The sequence below is a fragment of the Angustibacter peucedani genome, from assembly GCF_054779595.1.
In genome coordinates this window covers 1-15,535 of sequence record NZ_BAAGXY010000128.1, presented here as the reverse complement: position 1 = coordinate 15,535, position 15,535 = coordinate 1, and the positions used below count along the sequence as shown (strand labels likewise).

Below are 15,535 nucleotides of genomic sequence, written 5' to 3'. Positions count from 1 at the left end.
CGCCCCGGCACGGCCGCCGGTGGCCGCGGGGCCCGGCCGGCGCGCGGCGGTGGCCGGCCGAGCCGCATGCTGCGGCTCGTCGTCCTCGGCGGCGTCGTCGCGGTGCTGGCGGTGCTGCTGGCTCCCGCGCTGCGGGCCTACCTCGGCCAGCAGCAGCAGATCGCCGCGCTGCGCCACGAGGTCAGCCAGCAGCGGGTCACGGTCGCCGAGCTCGAGAAGGAGCGCGCGGCCTGGGAGGACCCGGCGTTCGTCAAGGCGCAGGCCCGCGACCGGCTGAAGTTCGTCATGCCGGGGGAGAAGGCCTTCACCGTGATCGACCCGCGGCCCGAGACGGCCGAGACGCCGTCGCCGGTGCGCGCCGCCGCGAGCACCGCGCGCAGCGACCGCTCGTGGTTCGGCGACGTGTGGCGTTCGACGCAGATCGCCGGGGGCGTCGCGCCGACCGACACCGGCCGATGAGCGAGCCGGCCACCCCCGAGGACCTCGCCGCCGTCGAGCACCAGCTCGGACGCCGTCCGCGCGGGGTCGAGTCCGTGGCGCACCGCTGCGCGTGCGGCGTCCCCGACGTCCTCGAGACCCAGCCCCGGCTGGACGACGGCACGCCGTTCCCCACCACGTTCTACGTCACCTGCCCGCGGCTCACCGGCGCGATCAGCACCCTCGAGTCGTCCGGGCTGATGGCCGAGATGACGGCGCGGCTGGGTGAGGACGCCGAGCTGGCCGAGCAGTACCGCGCGGCGCACGAGGACTACCTGGCGCGCCGGGCGCGGCTCGGTGCGGTGCCCGAGATCGACGGCACCAGCGCCGGCGGCATGCCCACGCGGGTGAAGTGCCTGCACGTGCTGGTGGGGCACTCGCTGGCCGCCGGGCCCGGCGTGAACCCGTTGGGGGACGAGGCGCTCGAGGCGCTCGGCCCCTGGTGGCAGCGCGGCTCGTGCGCGCAGGACCAGGCATGACGCGCGTCGCCGCCTTCGACTGCGGCACCAACTCGTTGCGGCTCCTGGTCGCGGACGTCGACGCCACCGCCGGCACGCTCGTCGACGTGCGCCGCGAGATGCGGGTGGTGCGGCTGGGCCAGGGTGTCGACCGCACCGGACGGCTCGCGCCCGAGGCGCTCGAGCGCACCCTCGCCGTGACCGCCGAGTACGCGGACTGGTGCCGCGACCTGCACGTCGAGCGGTTGCGCTTCGTGGCGACGTCCGCCACGCGCGACGCCGAGAACCGCGCCGAGTTCGTCGACGGCGTGCGGTCGCTGCTGGGCGTCGAGCCCGAGGTCGTGCCGGGGTCGGAGGAGGCCGCGCTGTCGTACCGCGGCGCCACGGCCGAGCTGCTGGGCGATGCCGTCCCGGGTCCGTTCCTCGTCGTCGACATCGGTGGCGGCTCGACCGAGGTCGTGCGCGGCGACGGGCCCGAGGTCGAGGCGGCGCTGTCGGTCGACGTCGGGTGCGTGCGCCTCACCGAGCGCCACCTGCACACCGACCCGCCGACGTCCGACGAGATCGCGGCGGCGACGCGCGACGTCGATGCGGCGCTCGACCGCGTGGCAGAAGTCGTTGCGCTGCAAGGGATCCGGACGGTCGTGGGGCTGGCCGGATCGGTGACCACCGTCGGTGCGCACGCGCTCGCGCTGCCGTCGTACGACGCGGCGCGCACCCACCGCGCGACGATCGCGGTCGACGACGTGCGTCGCGCCTGCGACGACCTGCTGCACCTGACCCGGGCCGAGCGGGCCGCGCTGCCGTTCATGCACCCGGGCCGGGTCGACGTCATCGGCGCGGGCGCCCTGGTCTGGCGCCGGGTGGTCGACCGCATCGTCGAGGCGTCGGGCGTGCGCGAGGTCGTCGTGAGCGAGCGCGACATCCTCGACGGCATCGCGTTCTCCCTCGTCTGACCCGTCCGCCGCCCGCGACACGCGGGGTGGTGGTGCGTCGTTGACGGTACTGCGGATCACGTAATACCGTCCGTGACGCAGGACCGCACCGACCGAGGTGCCGTCCGCCGACCGCAGGAGGGGAGGCACCGGTGGACACGACCCAGCTGCTCAAGGGCGTGCTCGACCTCGCGGTGCTCGCCGTCGTCCACGACGAGGACGGCTACGGCTACGACGTCGTGCGGCGGCTGCGCTCGGCCGGCCTGGACCAGGTCGGCGACGCCTCGGTCTACGGCACCCTGCGCCGTCTCTACGCCGCCGGCGCGCTGACGTCGTACGTCGTGCCCAGCGAGGAGGGCCCGCACCGCAAGTACTACGGCATCAACGACCACGGCCGCACCGTGCTGCGCGCGCAGGCCGCGACCTGGCAGTCCTTCTCCGACACCATGCACCAGCTGCTCAAGCCCGTGGGGGTGGCCTCGTGACCGGTCCGCTGAACTCGCCCACCGTGCCGCTCGTGCGGCCGGACGTCGCGGCGTACGTCGCGCAGGTCCGCGCCCACCTGGCCGACCTGTCGCCGGAGGTCGTCGAGGAGCTGTCCGGCGGGCTGGAGGCCGACCTCGGCGACCTGGCCGCCGAGTCCGACGTCCCGCTGGAGCAGCGGGTCGGGCCGCCGTCCGACTACGCCGACGAGCTGCGGGCCGCCGCCGAGCTGCCGCCACGTCCGGCCGGTGGCCGGGCGCGGGTCGGCCCCGTCGAGCAGCTGCGCACCGACCTCGCCGGGCTCACGGGCTCGTTGCGGGCGCAGCCGTGGTGGCCGGGGGTGGCCTCGTTCTTCACCACGGTGCGACCGGCCTGGTGGGTGGCGCGGGCCCTGCTCGCGGTCTGGGTCGTCGCCGAGGTGCTGGGCCTCGGCTCCGGGTTGCTGGGCTGGGTGCTCGCGGCCGCCGCGGTCGTGGTGAGCGTCGAGCTCGGCCGCGGGCGCTGGACCAACGACGCGGTGCGGGTGCTCACCGTGCTCGGCAACGTCGTCGCGGTGCTCGTGCTGCTCGTGTTCCTGGGCTCGCAGTCGTCGGGCGGCAACGACTCCGTCAGCTACGACGGGCCGTACCCGGGAGACGCGCTGCAGGACGGCGTGGTCACCAACAACGGCTCGACCGTCACCAACCTGTTCGCCTACGACGGCGAGGGTCGGCCGCTCACCGGCGTGCAGCTCTTCGACCAGGACGGCCGGCCCCTCGCGGTCGATCCCGCGCAGGGCGACCCCTACCTGCAGGACGACCAGGGTCTGGACGTCGGCCGGTACGTGCCGCGCACCGACGTCTTCGGCCGCCAGGTGCCCAACGCGTTCCCGCTCGCGGTGCAGCCGTTGGCCGAGGCCGACTGCTCGCAGGGCTGCGTCGACGAGGGACCGGTGCCGACCGGCACGCCCACGCTGCCGTCCGGCCCGCAGGCCTCGGTGCCGGCGCTCGCGCCCCTGCAGGGGGTGGGCGCGACGCCGGCACCGACGGGCACCGGCTCGCCCACGGCCGCGGCCACCGGCTCGCCGTCCGCCACCGCCACCGGCACGGCCAGCCCGACCCGGCGCTGAGCCTCGGGCAGGATCGGCGGGTGCCCCGCAGCTCCGACCACCGCACCGACCCGCACCCGGTCACCGGCCAGCCGTTCGTGTCGCCGGTGCCCCCCGGCACCGGCTGGCCGGGGGACCCGGCCACCGCTCGCACGCCCCGCGCGCGCACGGCCGCGGACGTCGATCGGCTGGCCGCCAGCGCGCGCGGCACCGACCAGCTCGACGCCCGGATCTCGGTGTGCCGAGCCTGCCCGCGGCTCGTCGAGTGGCGCGAGGACGTCGCGGTGCACGGCCGGCGGGCCGCCTTCGCCGACCAGCCCTACTGGGGCCGGCCCGGACCGGGCTTCGGGGACCCGGCCCCGCGGCTGCTCCTCGTGGGTCTGGCCCCGGCGGCCAACGGCACCAACCGCACCGGCCGGATGTTCACCGGCGACCGCAGCGGCGACTGGATCTACGCCGCGCTGCACCGGGCCGGCTACGCGCGCGAGCCGTTCTCGCGGCACGCGGGCGACGGCCAGCACCTCACCGGCGCGCGGATCGTCGCCGCGGTCCGGTGCGCGCCGCCGGCGAACCAGCCGACGCCCGAGGAGCGGGCCACCTGCGCGCCCTGGCTCGACCGCGACGTCCGGCTGGCGCTGCCGACGCTGCGCGCGGTGCTGGCGCTGGGCGCGATCGGCTTCGAGGCGTTCCTCGGCGCGGCCCGGCGCGACGGCTGGGCGGTGCCGCGCCCCAAGCCGCGCTTCGGCCACGGCGTCGAGGTGCCGCTCGTGACGCCGGCGGGCCACGTCGTCCCGCTGCTCGCGAGCTACCACGTCAGCCAGCAGAACACCTTCACCGGCAAGCTCACCGAGCCCATGCTCGACGACGTCCTGCGCCGGGCGCGCGCCCTCACCGGCTGAGCGTGCGCCAGGATGGCGGCATGAGCCTGCTCGCCGTCACCGTGCTCGGCCACGACCGCCCGGGCATCGTCGCCGACACCACCGCGGCGCTCGCCGAGCTCGGGGGCAACCTCGAGGACTCGACGATGACGTTGCTGCGCGGGCACTTCGCGATGCTCCTGCTGGTGCGCACGCCGCAGCCGGCGGACGACGTCGCACGCGCCCTCGACGGCCTGACCGCCGACGGCCGGCTGACCGTCGACGTCCGCGAGGTGCCCGACCTCGAGCTCGGTGCGGCGACGTCCGGCCCCGGGCGGCCCTACCTGCTGAGCGTCCACGGCGCCGACCGGCCCGGCATCGTCGGCGCGCTCACCGGCGTCGTCGCCGGCGCCCGCGGCAACGTCACCGACCTGACCACCCGGCTGTCCGGCGACCTGTACGTGCTGCTCGCCGACGTCACGCTGCCGGACGACGCCGACCCCGACCTGGTCGAGCGCGCGCTGCGCACCACGGCGGACGAGCTCGGCGTCGACGTCTCGTGGCGCCCGGTCGACGCCGACGAGCTGTGAGCCCGGACGTCGTCCGGCTGGCGATGCCCGACCTGCCCGCCGGCACGGTGCGCGAGGTCGTGCGCGCCCCCGCCCGCGTGCTGTCGACCCCCGGCGCGGACGTCGACCCCGCCGACCCGGACGTCGTCCGGCTGGCCGCCGACCTGCTGGCCACCCAGCGGGTCTCGCCCGGGTGCGTGGGGCTCGCCGCGCAGCAGGTAGGAGTGGCGTGGCGGGTCTTCAGCGTCGACGTCACCGGCCACCCCAAGACCCGTACCTGCCACGGCGCGTTCGTGCTGTGCAACGCCGAGGTGCTGGAGGCGACGCGGCGCGAGCGGGGCCGCGAGGGGTGCCTGTCGGTGCCGGACCTCACCGGCGACGTGAAGCGCGCCCGGCGGCTCGTCGTCCGGGGTGCGCTGCCGCTCACCGGCGAGGTCGTCACCATCACCACCGACGCGTTCGAGGCCGTGGCGCTGCAGCACGAGGTCGACCACACCGACGGCGTGCTGTTCCTCGACCGGGTGGCGGGCGCGCACGCCCTGCACGCACGGCAGACGTACCTCTAGCGGCTCTAGGCTGGGTGCGCCCCCGTGGCCCAACTGGCAGAGGCAGGCGCCTTAAAAGCGCTCGAGTACGGGTTCGAACCCCGTCGGGGGCACGGTCTGGAGCAGTGGAGGTGCGCCGGGAACTTCTGGCGCTCTCTCAGAGTTCTGCCAGGAGACGGCTCGCACCGCGGGTCGCCCAGGACGCCCTGACGGGCCGAGGAGGAGCACGATGAGCAACCCGGTGTTCGAGCGGATGAAGGACAGTCGCGGCTACGCGACGTTCGGGCCGCCCGGTGCCTCGCGGTCGACCGTGCAGGACGCGCCCGCCTACGGGTCGCCGGCCGACCTCGAGACCATGTACAACCAGCCGTCCGCCACCTCGGTCGACACCGGCCGCATGACCTACGACGACGTCGTGATCAAGACCGCCCTGGTCTTCGTCGCCGTGCTCGTCGGGGGCGTCGTCGGCTGGCAGGTGCCCGGGCTGATGCTCGTCGGGCTGGTCGGCGGGCTCGTGCTCGGCCTGGTCAACTCCTTCAAGAAGAACCCGAGCCCGGCGCTGATCCTGGGCTACGGCCTGCTCGAGGGCGTATTCCTCGGGGGCATCAGCAACTTCTTCGACGCCCGCTACCCCGGCATCGTCGTGCAGGCGGTGCTCGGCACGCTGAGCGTGTTCGCGGCCGTGCTGGTCGGCTTCCGCTCGGGCAAGCTGCGCACCTCGCCGAAGCTCAACAAGATCTTCTTCATCGCCATCGGCGGGTACCTGCTGTTCTCGCTGGTTAACCTCGGCCTGATGCTCTTCGCGGGGCAGGACACGCTGCGCCAGGGCCCGCTCGGCCTGGCGATCGGCGCCTTCGCGGTGCTGCTCGCGTCGTACTCGCTGGTGATGGACTTCGAGTTCATCAAGGTGGGCGTCGAGCAGGCCGTGCCAGCCAAGTTCGCCTGGACCGCCGCGTTCGGCCTGGTCGTCACGCTGGTCTGGCTGTACATCGAGATCCTGCGGATCCTGTCGATCCTGCGCGGCGACTAGCAGCGGCGCTGCCCTCAGGTGCCCGGCGGGCCGTCACCGGACGAGGTGGCGGCCCGTCGGCGTCTGCTGTGGCAGGCTGCGACGGTGAGCGAGGACGTCGGCGCCGACCTGGCGCGCGAGGCCGCCCGGGTGGTCGACCGGCTGCGCTCGACGGCCCTCGACCGGCTCGACGGCGAGCTCGAGCAGCGGGTGCACGAGACCAGCCAGGCCCTCGCCGACCTCGCGGCCGGGGCGGCCGGGCGCGGTCGTCGTCCGGTCCCGGTGCTGGCCAGCCACGGCGTCGCCGACCAGCTCGCGGTGTGCGCGCACGACGTCCAGGTCGAGGGCGACGAGGTGGCCCGCCGCGAGGCCCTCGCCCTCCTCGTCACGCTCCGCCGCACCCTCTGACCGACCGCTGGTTGCAGCAGCGCGGGTCGGTCAGCTGAGGCGCTCGTAGATGATGGCCATGCCCTGGCCGCCGCCGACGCACATGGTCTCCAGGCCGAAGGTCTGGTCTCGCGACGCCAGCCCGTTGAGCAGCGTGGTGGTGATGCGCGCGCCGGTGGCGCCGAACGGGTGCCCCAGCGCGATCGCGCCGCCGTGCACGTTGAGCTTGTCGTGGTCGATGCCGAGCTCGGCCGCGCTCGGCAGCACCTGCGCGGCGAACGCCTCGTTGATCTCGACCAGGTCGATGTCACCGATGCTCATGCCGGCCCGTGCCAGCGCCTGCTGCGAGGCGGCGACCGGCCCGAGGCCCATGATCTCGGGCGACAGGGCCGAGACGCCGGTCGAGACGACCCGGGCGAGCGGGGTCAGGCCGAGCTCGCGGGCCTTGGTGTCGCTCATCACCACGAGCGCCGCGGCGCCGTCGTTGAGCGGGCAGCAGTTGCCGGCGGTGATGGTGCCCTGCTCGCGGAACACCGGCTGCAGCTGCGAGACGCCCTCGAGCGTCACGCCGGCGCGCGGGCCGTCGTCGGTGCTGACCACGGTGCCGTCGGGCGTGGTGACCGGCACGATCTCGCGCTCGAAGAAGCCGTCGGCGATGGCCTTCTCGGCGCGGTTCTGGCTCTCGACGCCCCAGGCGTCCTGCTCGGCGCGCGAGACACCGCGCGAGGTGGCGACGTTCTCGGCGGTCTGGCCCATGGCCAGGTAGACGTCGGGCAGCAGGCCCTGCTCGCGCGGGTCGGACCACGTCGCGTTGGTGCTCGCGGTCTCGGCGCTGCGCGCGATCGCCTCGGCGAACAGCGGGTTCTTGGTGTCGGCGTCGCCGCCGCCGGCCCCCGCGAACTTCTTGTAGCGGCTGACGCACTCGACGCCCGCCGAGACGAAGACCTCGCCCTCGCCGGCCTTGATCGCGTGGAAGGCCATCCGCGTGGTCTGCACGCTGGAGGCGCAGAAGCGGTTGACGGTCGAGCCCGGGAGGCCGTCGAGACCGGCGAGCACCGCGACGACGCGGGCCATGTTGAAGCCCTGCTCGTCCGACGGCTCGGCGCAGCCGAGGTACAGGTCGTCGATCGTCGTCGGGTCGAGCGCGGGGACCTTCTCGAGCGCGGCCTTGATCACCGCGACGCTGAGGTCGTCGGGGCGCACGTCCTTGAGCGAGCCCTTGAAGGCGCGGCCGATCGGGCTGCGGGCGGTCGAGACGATGACGGCCTCGGTCATGAGGGGCTCCCTGCTCGGGTGGGTGGGGCGGGTCGGACCGGCGTCCAGATTACTCGCCGGTAGCGGGCGCGGTCGCCGTGACCTGCGTCTCCTCGGCCGGCTCGACCGGCTCGACCGGCTCGACCGGGACCGCGGGCTCCTGGCGACGCCGGCGCAGCACGGCCCAGCGACCGCGCGGCCCGCGGGACTGGCCGCCCACGTCGACCGCGCTGACCTCGGTGCCGGGGTCAGCCGCCGCCGCCACGGCCGCCACGGTGATCGGGCCGACGCCCTCGCCGCGGCTGGCGTCCGGCTGGCGCTCGTGGCCGCCGTCCGGCCACAGGCCCAGCGCGGCGCACACCGACGGCAGCACGGCGGCCGCGGCGGCCGCGTAGCCGGCGGACGACGGGTGGAACCGGTCGGCGCTGAACATCTCGTGCGGCACCCGGCGGAACTCCGGGCCCAGCAGGTCGCCCAGCGACACCGTGCGCGCGCCGGCCTCGACCGCCGCGACGGTCTGGGCGGCGGCGAGGTCGCGGCTGAGCCGCCGGGCGATCAGCCGCAGCGGCTGCGGCACCGGCTCGATCGTGCCGAGGTCGGGGCAGGTGCCGACGACGACCTGCGCGCCCTCGCCGAGCAGCCGCTCGACCGCCAGCGCGAGGTACCGGACGGCGACCGCCGGCCGCACGCGGTGGGTGACGTCGTTGGCGCCCACCATGACCACGACGACGTCCGGCCGCACCCGCTCGAGCAGGTCGTCGACCTGGCGGTCGAGGTCGGCCGAGACGGCTCCCACGACGGCCACGGTCGTCAGCCGAACGGCCCGCCCGGTGACGGCCGACAGCCCGCGCGCGAGCACGGCGCCCGGCGTCCGGTCGGGGTCGTCGGCACCCAGGCCGGCTGCCGAGGAGTCACCGGCGAGCGCGAGCTCGACCGGCTCGCCGACCCCCGCGCCGTAGACGCCGTCGGACTCGGGGCCGGTCAGGCCGAACGGCGTGCCGATGCTGCGCCGGGCCAGCTTGACCTCGGCCGCGAACAACCCCACGCCGAGCGCCCCCAGGGCGGTCAGCCCGCCGCCGCCGAACGCGGCGGCGGCAGCGATCTTGCGGGCGCGTCGGGCCCGGCCCATGCGATCCCTCCCGGTGCTGCAGTGGTCCGGGTCCCACCGTATATCGGCCCCCGGACAGCCCCCGGACGCACCGGCGGCGCAGCCTCAGCCGGTGACGTGCGAGGCCAGGAAGTCGCCGACGTAGGACCGGGCGCGGTCGGCCACGTGCGCCCCGTGCGTGAAGGCCGCCACCGAGAAGTCCAGCTCGGTGAACCGCTGAGCCGTCCGCTGGCTCATCCGGAAGTCGGTGCAGAAGAACGGCACCGACCAGCCGATGCCGCGCACGTTGAACAGCGCGTCGCCCGTGACGAGCACGCCGGTCGGCTCGTGCAGGAACGACGCGTGGCCGGGGGAGTGCCCGGGCGTGTGGACGACGCGCAGCCCGCCCGCCACCGGCAGCAGCTGGCCGTCGTGCAGCTCCTCCTCGACCGGGACCGGCTCGAAGCTCGGCTCGTCGCGCTTCTGCACCCGGCTCAGCAGGCGCCCCACCCGCAGCGAGCGGTCCAGCGGCGGGGTCACGCCCGTGCGCACCGACCCGGCGTCGTCCGCGTGCACCGAGACGCCCGCGCCGGTGCGCCGGCTCATCTCGGCGACGCCGCCCGCGTGGTCGTCGTGCGCGTGCGTGAGCAGGATGCGCGTGACGTCGCGCCGGTCGACCCCCAGGCCGACCAGGGCGTTCGACATCGTGCGCGGCGAGCCCTTGAGGCCGCAGTCGAGCAGCGTGACCTGCCCGTCGTCGTCCCGGAAGGCGAAGCCGTTGACGAAGTCGCCGAGCAGCCGCAGCCGCCACACGCCGGGAGCCAGCTGCACCGCGGGGTTCGAGGACATGACCGCAGCCTAGGACGGCACCGCGCAGCCCGCCGGACGCCGCTGGTCGGGCGCTCGTCCGGCATCTGGGACGATGGGGGCGTGAAGTACGCCGAGCACATCGCCGACCTCGTGGGCGGGACGCCCCTCGTCAAGCTCACCTCCGTCACCGAGGGCATCAGCGCCACGGTGCTCGCGAAGGTCGAGTACATGAACCCGGGCGGGAGCGTGAAGGACCGCATCGCCCTGCGCATGATCGAGGCCGCCGAGGCCTCGGGCGCGCTGAAGCCGGGCGGCACGATCGTCGAGCCCACCAGCGGCAACACCGGCGTCGGGCTCGCGCTCGTCGCCCAGCGCAAGGGCTACCGCTGCGTCTTCGTCTGCCCCGACAAGGTCAGCGAGGACAAGCGCAACGTGCTGAAGGCCTACGGCGCGGACGTCGTCGTGTGCCCGACCGCCGTCGCGCCCGAGCACCCCGACAGCTACTACCAGACGAGCGACCGCCTGGTGCGCGAGATCGAGGGCGCCTGGAAGCCCGACCAGTACTCCAACCCCGAGGGCCCGCAGAGCCACTACCTGACCACCGGTCCGGAGATCTGGGCCGACACCGACGGCACGGTCACCCACTTCGTCACCGGCGTGGGCACGGGCGGCACCATCACCGGCACCGGCCGGTACCTGCAGGAGGTCTCGGCCGACCGCGAGGGCGGGCGCGTGCAGGTGATCGGCGCCGATCCCGAGGGCTCGGTGTACTCCGGCGGCACCGGCCGGCCGTACCTGGTCGAGGGCGTCGGCGAGGACTTCTGGCCGACCGCCTACGATCCCGAGGTGCCGGACGAGATCGTCGCCGTCAGCGACAAGGACTCGTTCTTCATGACCCGTCGCCTCGCCCGCGAGGAGGGCCTGCTGGTCGGCGGCTCCTGCGGCATGGCCGTCGTGGCCGCGCTCGAGGTCGCGAAGCGGCTCGGCCCGGACGACGTGGTCGTGGTGCTGCTGCCCGACAGCGGCCGCGGCTACCTGTCGAAGATCTTCAACGACACCTGGATGGCGTCCTACGGGTTCCTCGCGGCGGGCGACGAGCGCTCGGTGGGCGAGGTCTTCCACGCCAAGGCGGGCGACCTGCCGGCCCTGGTGCACACCCACCCGTCCGAGACGGTGCGCGACGCGGTCGAGATCCTGCGCGAGTACGGCGTCTCGAACCTGCCCGTGGTCAAGGCCGAGCCCCCGGTGATGGCGGGCGAGGTGGCGGGCTCGATCTCCGAGCGCAACCTGCTCGACCAGCTCTTCACCGGCAAGGCGCACCTCGGCGACGCGGTCGACCAGCACATGGACGCGCCGCTGCCGTTCATCGGCGCGGGCGAGCCCATCACGGCCGCGCGGCACGCGCTCGAGACCGCCGACGCGCTGATGGTGGTCGAGGACGGCAAGCCGGTCGGCGTCCTGACCCGCGCCGACCTGCTGGGCTTCCTCGCCGACTGACGCCGCAGGGGCTCAGCCGGCGAGGTGGCCCCAGCCGGGCTCGAGGTCGGACCACGGCCCGGACGCCGCCACGCGGCCCTCGACCAGGACGACGACGTGGTCGGCCCGGGCCAGGGCGGCCCGCTTGGTCGTCGCGCCGATGACCGTGGACCCCCTGGCGCGCAACGAGTCCCACAGCTCGACCTCGGTGGTGGCGTCGAGCGCGGACGACACGTCGTCGGCCACCAGCAGCTCGGCGTCGGCCGCGAGGGCCCGGGCCAGCGCGAGCCGCTGCACCTGACCGCCCGACAGCCGCACGCCGCGGTGGCCGACCAGCGAGCCGGGCCCGCCGGCGTCCTCGACGTCACGTCCGAGCCGGGCGTCGGCGATCGATCGGTCGACGTCGCGGTCGGCGTGGTCGAGCCGGATGTTGTCGGCGAAGGTGCCGGACAGCACGCGCGGCACCTGGGCGACGTGCGCGACCCGGCCGGGGCGAAGGAAGGTCTCGGGGTCGTCGACCTCGTGGCCGTTCCAGCGCAGCTCGCCGCGGTGGGCGACCAGGCCGGCCAGCGAGCTCAGCAGGCTGGACTTGCCCGAGCCGATCTGGCCGAGCAGCAGCACGAGCTCGCCGCGGCGCACGACGAGGTCGACGTCGCTCGCGCCGAGCGTGCCGTCGTCGTGCACGGCGGTGAGGCCGACCAGCTCGAGCTGCTCGAGCGGCTCGACGGCGCCGGGCGCGGCCTGGGGCGCCACGCCGTGCACCAGGTCGAGGCCCGGCGGCATCTCCATCAGGTCGCGACCGTCGGCGAACCGGCTGGTGGCGCGCAGCCAGGCCTTGGTGCCCGGCGCCTCGGTGATCACGGCACCGGCCACCCGGCCGAACCAGTCGAAGCCGTTGACCGCGCCCGACACCAGCAGCGCGGTGGCCAGGCCCCAGCCACCTGCGACGTGCACGGCCCAGGCCGCGACCACGCCGACCTGCACCAGGACGACCGGGACGCCGGCCAGCAGGGCCTGCACCCGGTGCTCGTGGACGGCGGCGTCGACCCGGCCGTCGTCGACGTGCCGCAGGTGCGCGTGCACGGCGGGCGTGGCGGCCGCGAGCTTGACGGTGCGGATGCCGTCCAGCGCCGAGACCAGCGAGCGGCCGAAGCGCGCACGGGCGGCCGAGGCGGCGGCGGCGGAGCGCCCGGCGACGGGCGAGCCGAGCGCCGACACGGCGGCCGAGGCGACCATGACGCCGAGCAGCACGCCGCCCGCCAGCACGCTCGCGCCCGCGATGCCGGTGACGACGACGAGGGCGAGCCCGTTGACGAAGTCGACCCAGCGGTCGCCGTAGCGGGCGAACCGGTCGGCGTCCATGGCGCGGGCCACGACCTCGCCCGGCGGCGTCGGCGGCAGCCGGCGCTGGCCGGTCTGGCCGATCAGCACCGCGGTGCGGGCGCGCAGCATGACCGAGATCCACCACCGCGGGTAGCGCGCGATGGCCTCGGCCAGCAGCAGCGGGGCGACCAGCAGCGAGACCACCATGGCGACCAGCAGGGTCGTGGGGTGCTCGCCGCGCTGCAGCGCCACGACGAGGTGGCCCCACAGCCAACCGGTGATCGCGCCGTAGGCGCCGCAGAGCACGGCGGCGAGGAACAGCGCGACGCTCACCAGGCCCCACCGCGGGTGGATGCGCAGGGCGTGCCAGGTGCCGCGCGCCAGGCCGAGCCCGGAGCCGACCTCGCGGGCCGGGGGCGCCTCGCCGGTGCGGCGCGCCGTGCCGACGGCGGCGACGACCGAGGTGAGCTGCTCGTGCTCGGAGCCGTCGGCCGCGAGCACCACGTGGTCGCCGTCGGCGATGCTGTCGGGCCGCACGACGTCGTCCGCGGCGTCGAGCAGCCGGCGGAACGGACCCGGCGTCGACGCGAGCACCGCGCGCGGGCCGTGCTGGACGACGCGCCCGGCCTCCATGACGGCGACGTGGTCGGCGCGCGCGGTGGTGGTAAGGCGGTGCGCCACGAGGATGCCGGTGCGCCCGGCGAGCAGCCGCTGCGAGGCGGCCACGACGCGCGACTCGGTGACCGGGTCCATCCGCGCGGTGGCCTCGTCGAGCACCACGACCTTGACGTCGCGCACCAGCAGCCGGGCGAAGGCCACGAGCTGCTCCTCGCCGGCCGACAGCGTCGTGCCGCTGGGGCCGAGCACGGTGTCGAGGCCGTCCGGCAGCCCGAGCACCCAGTCGGTCAGGCCGAGCTCGTGGACCGCCGCCTGCACGCGACCGGGCGGCTGCTCGGTGAACAGCGCGACGTTCTCGGCCAGGGTGCCGGCCAGGATCTCGGTGCGCTGGGTGACGACGCCGACCGCGGCGCGCAGCCGTTGCAGGTCGAGCCCCCGGACGTCGACGCCGTCGAGCAGCACCGTGCCCGGCTCGGGCTCGACCGCCCGCGACAGCAGCGAGGCCAGCGTCGACTTGCCCGAGCCGCTGCGGCCGACCAGCGCCAGCGTGGTGCCGGACGGGACGACGAGGTCGACGTCGCGCAGCGCGAACTCGCCCTCGGGGTAGCTGAAGTGCAGGTCGCGCAGCTCGACCGTCGGCACGCCGGCCGGCAGCTCGTCGCCGCCCTCGGGCTCGGGCTCGGCGCCCAGCAGCGCCCGCAGCCGCACCAGCGCGCCGACCCCGGCCTGCAGGTCGGGCACGTGCCGCGCGACCTGGTCGACCTGCCCGACGAAGGTGGTCGTGACGAGGAACAGCGTTACGAGCGCGGCGGTCGACTCGGCGCCGCGGATCACGAGCAGCACGCCGATGACGGCCACCGCGGCCAGGACGCCGTGCAGCAGCACGCCCGCGCGACGGCTGACGCGGGCCTCGAGCTGGACGACGTCGTGGAACCGGGCGTGGACGGCGGCCGAGAGCTCGGCACAGCGACGTACCAGGTAGGCCTGGCCGAGGCTGGTGCGCAGGTCGTCGCGCGCGGCGACGCCCTCCTCCATGGCGGCGGCGTGGTCGGTCCAGGCGATCTCCTCGACGACCTTGCGCTCGGCCAGCTGCGAGAGCAGCGGCCGGATGGCGAGGGTGACGCCGACGGCCGTGACCGGCAGCAGCAACCAGGCCGGCCACCAGGTGGCGCCGGCCACGACGAGCAACGGCAGCGTGCCGAGGAGCACGCGCAGCACCGACCAGGCGTTCTGCCGCAGCAGCGAGCCGAGCTCGTGGGTGTCGTCGTCGACGCGGTCGAGCACCTCGCCGACCGCCTGCTCGGTGAGCTCGGCCAGCGGCTGGTGCATCACGGCGTCCAGCAGGTCGCCGCGCAGGCCGCCCTCGGCCCGGTCGACCGCCACCGACCACAGCGTGCGGCCGGCGGTGTCGAACAGCCCGGCGCCGACGACGCAGACCGCGAGCACCAGGACGAGCCGCCAGGTCGCTTCCTCGGCCAGCCGGCCGGCGACCACGGTGCCGAGGGCGGTGCCGAGACCTGCGAACGCGGCCGCGACGAGGGCCGAGACCGCGAGCGGGCCGCGCAGTCGTCGCCAGGTCAGCTGCCGGGCCGGGGGGAGCGGGTGCGCCGGGGGCGGCGCCGTCGTCCGCGCCGTGGTCTGCTCTGCCGTCTCCTCGGTCCCCACTGCCACCCCTCCACGCTACGGGTCGGCACCGACGGTCCGCCTCCGAGTTTCGCCGGCGGCGGCCCCGGGCCCGTCTGCGAGACTCGCGACGTGCAGATCGGGTACCTGGGACCGCTCGAGGTCCGCGACGGCGACCGCGTCGTCGAGGTGCCGGGCACCCGGTTGCGGCGCCTGCTGACCCGGCTCGTCCTCGACGTCGGCCGCGCGGTCTCGCCGCGCGCGCTGGCCGAGGCCGTGTGGCCGGACGACCTCCCCGCCGACCCGGTCAACGCGCTGCAGTCGTTGGTGTCGCGCCTGCGCCGCACCCTCGCCGACCCGGCGCTGGTCGAGCAGGTCCCGGGTGGCTACCGGCTCGTCGTCGCACCGGACGACGTCGACGCGGTGCGCTTCGCCCAGCTCGCCGCGCGGGCGCAGGCGGACGTGCGGCGGTGCGCGGACGACGACCCCGCGGTCGCGCTGGCCACCGCCATCGCGCTGTCGCGGGGCGACCCCTCC

At 75.4% G+C, this 15,535-nt stretch carries 16 protein-coding genes and 1 tRNA gene; 13 read left to right on the top strand and 4 right to left on the bottom strand.

Features of this window, described 5'->3' with window-relative positions:
- The 11 genes from ACYVJ4_RS17460 to ACYVJ4_RS17410 all read left to right on the top strand — a co-directional run.
- Positions 1–459: FtsB family cell division protein (locus tag ACYVJ4_RS17460; protein WP_460461361.1), on the top strand; the 459-nt coding region annotated here is incomplete at its 5' end.
- A complete protein-coding gene (locus tag ACYVJ4_RS17455) occupies positions 456–956 on the top strand; it encodes a DUF501 domain-containing protein (RefSeq protein ID WP_460461360.1) in 501 nt (166 codons plus the stop codon). The genes ACYVJ4_RS17460 and ACYVJ4_RS17455, both read left to right, overlap by 4 nt.
- On the top strand, positions 953–1,891 hold the full coding sequence (locus ACYVJ4_RS17450) for a Ppx/GppA phosphatase family protein (RefSeq protein WP_460461359.1): 939 nt from the start codon (positions 953–955) through the stop codon (positions 1,889–1,891). Before ACYVJ4_RS17455 ends, ACYVJ4_RS17450 begins: the two co-directional genes overlap by 4 nt.
- Before the next feature lie 131 nt (positions 1,892–2,022).
- Complete coding sequence (locus tag ACYVJ4_RS17445) at positions 2,023–2,355, top strand: PadR family transcriptional regulator (protein WP_460461358.1); 333 nt, start codon at positions 2,023–2,025, stop codon at positions 2,353–2,355.
- Positions 2,352–3,461 carry a hypothetical protein gene (locus tag ACYVJ4_RS17440; RefSeq protein WP_460461357.1) on the top strand — a complete coding sequence of 370 codons (1,110 nt, stop codon included), beginning with the start codon at positions 2,352–2,354 and terminating at the stop codon, positions 3,459–3,461. The genes ACYVJ4_RS17445 and ACYVJ4_RS17440 overlap by 4 nt, the downstream gene beginning before the upstream one ends.
- 20 nt (positions 3,462–3,481) lie before the next feature.
- Entirely contained in the window at positions 3,482–4,339 is an 858-nt protein-coding gene (locus ACYVJ4_RS17435; protein WP_460461356.1) for a uracil-DNA glycosylase, read from the top strand.
- Between the two features lie 20 nt (positions 4,340–4,359).
- Entirely contained in the window at positions 4,360–4,887 is a 528-nt protein-coding gene (locus ACYVJ4_RS17430) for a glycine cleavage system transcriptional repressor (RefSeq protein WP_460461355.1), read from the top strand.
- A 23-nt stretch (positions 4,888–4,910) separates the two neighbouring features.
- Positions 4,911–5,432 (top strand): peptide deformylase, encoded by a 522-nt coding sequence (locus tag ACYVJ4_RS17425; RefSeq protein ID WP_460461363.1) that lies wholly within the window; start codon positions 4,911–4,913, stop codon positions 5,430–5,432.
- Between the two features lie 18 nt (positions 5,433–5,450).
- Positions 5,451–5,524, top strand: a tRNA-Leu gene (locus ACYVJ4_RS17420).
- Between the two features lie 116 nt (positions 5,525–5,640).
- On the top strand, positions 5,641–6,441 hold the full coding sequence (locus ACYVJ4_RS17415; RefSeq protein ID WP_460461354.1) for a Bax inhibitor-1/YccA family protein: 801 nt from the start codon (positions 5,641–5,643) through the stop codon (positions 6,439–6,441).
- A gap of 84 nt (positions 6,442–6,525) precedes the next feature.
- Entirely contained in the window at positions 6,526–6,828 is a 303-nt protein-coding gene (locus ACYVJ4_RS17410; RefSeq protein ID WP_460461353.1) for a hypothetical protein, read from the top strand.
- Positions 6,829–6,858: 30 nt separating this feature from the next.
- On the opposite strand, the gene ACYVJ4_RS17405 is transcribed toward ACYVJ4_RS17410, so the two are convergent.
- The 3 genes from ACYVJ4_RS17405 to ACYVJ4_RS17395 all read right to left on the bottom strand — a co-directional run bounded on the left by ACYVJ4_RS17405 (position 6,859) and on the right by ACYVJ4_RS17395 (position 9,997).
- Positions 6,859–8,082 (bottom strand): acetyl-CoA C-acetyltransferase, encoded by a 1,224-nt coding sequence (locus tag ACYVJ4_RS17405; RefSeq protein WP_460461352.1) that lies wholly within the window; start codon positions 8,080–8,082, stop codon positions 6,859–6,861.
- A gap of 49 nt (positions 8,083–8,131) precedes the next feature.
- Positions 8,132–9,190: an SGNH/GDSL hydrolase family protein gene (locus ACYVJ4_RS17400; RefSeq protein ID WP_460461351.1), complete on the bottom strand. Its 1,059-nt coding sequence runs from the start codon at positions 9,188–9,190 to the stop codon at positions 8,132–8,134.
- 84 nt (positions 9,191–9,274) lie between these two features.
- Positions 9,275–9,997: an MBL fold metallo-hydrolase gene (locus ACYVJ4_RS17395; RefSeq protein WP_460461350.1), complete on the bottom strand. Its 723-nt coding sequence runs from the start codon at positions 9,995–9,997 to the stop codon at positions 9,275–9,277.
- A gap of 81 nt (positions 9,998–10,078) precedes the next feature.
- Here ACYVJ4_RS17395 and ACYVJ4_RS17390 point away from each other — a divergent pair, with 81 nt between their 5' ends.
- Entirely contained in the window at positions 10,079–11,455 is a 1,377-nt protein-coding gene (locus ACYVJ4_RS17390) for a cystathionine beta-synthase (RefSeq protein ID WP_460461349.1), read from the top strand.
- Between the two features lie 12 nt (positions 11,456–11,467).
- On the opposite strand, the gene ACYVJ4_RS17385 is transcribed toward ACYVJ4_RS17390, so the two are convergent.
- Positions 11,468–15,040, bottom strand: coding sequence for an ATP-binding cassette domain-containing protein (locus tag ACYVJ4_RS17385; protein ID WP_460461362.1), 3,573 nt, complete (start codon positions 15,038–15,040; stop codon positions 11,468–11,470).
- Between the two features lie 90 nt (positions 15,041–15,130).
- Between ACYVJ4_RS17385 and ACYVJ4_RS17380 the strand changes: the two genes are divergently transcribed.
- Positions 15,131–15,535, top strand: a 405-nt coding sequence (locus ACYVJ4_RS17380; protein ID WP_460461348.1) for an AfsR/SARP family transcriptional regulator, incomplete at its 3' end; no start/stop codon positions are given.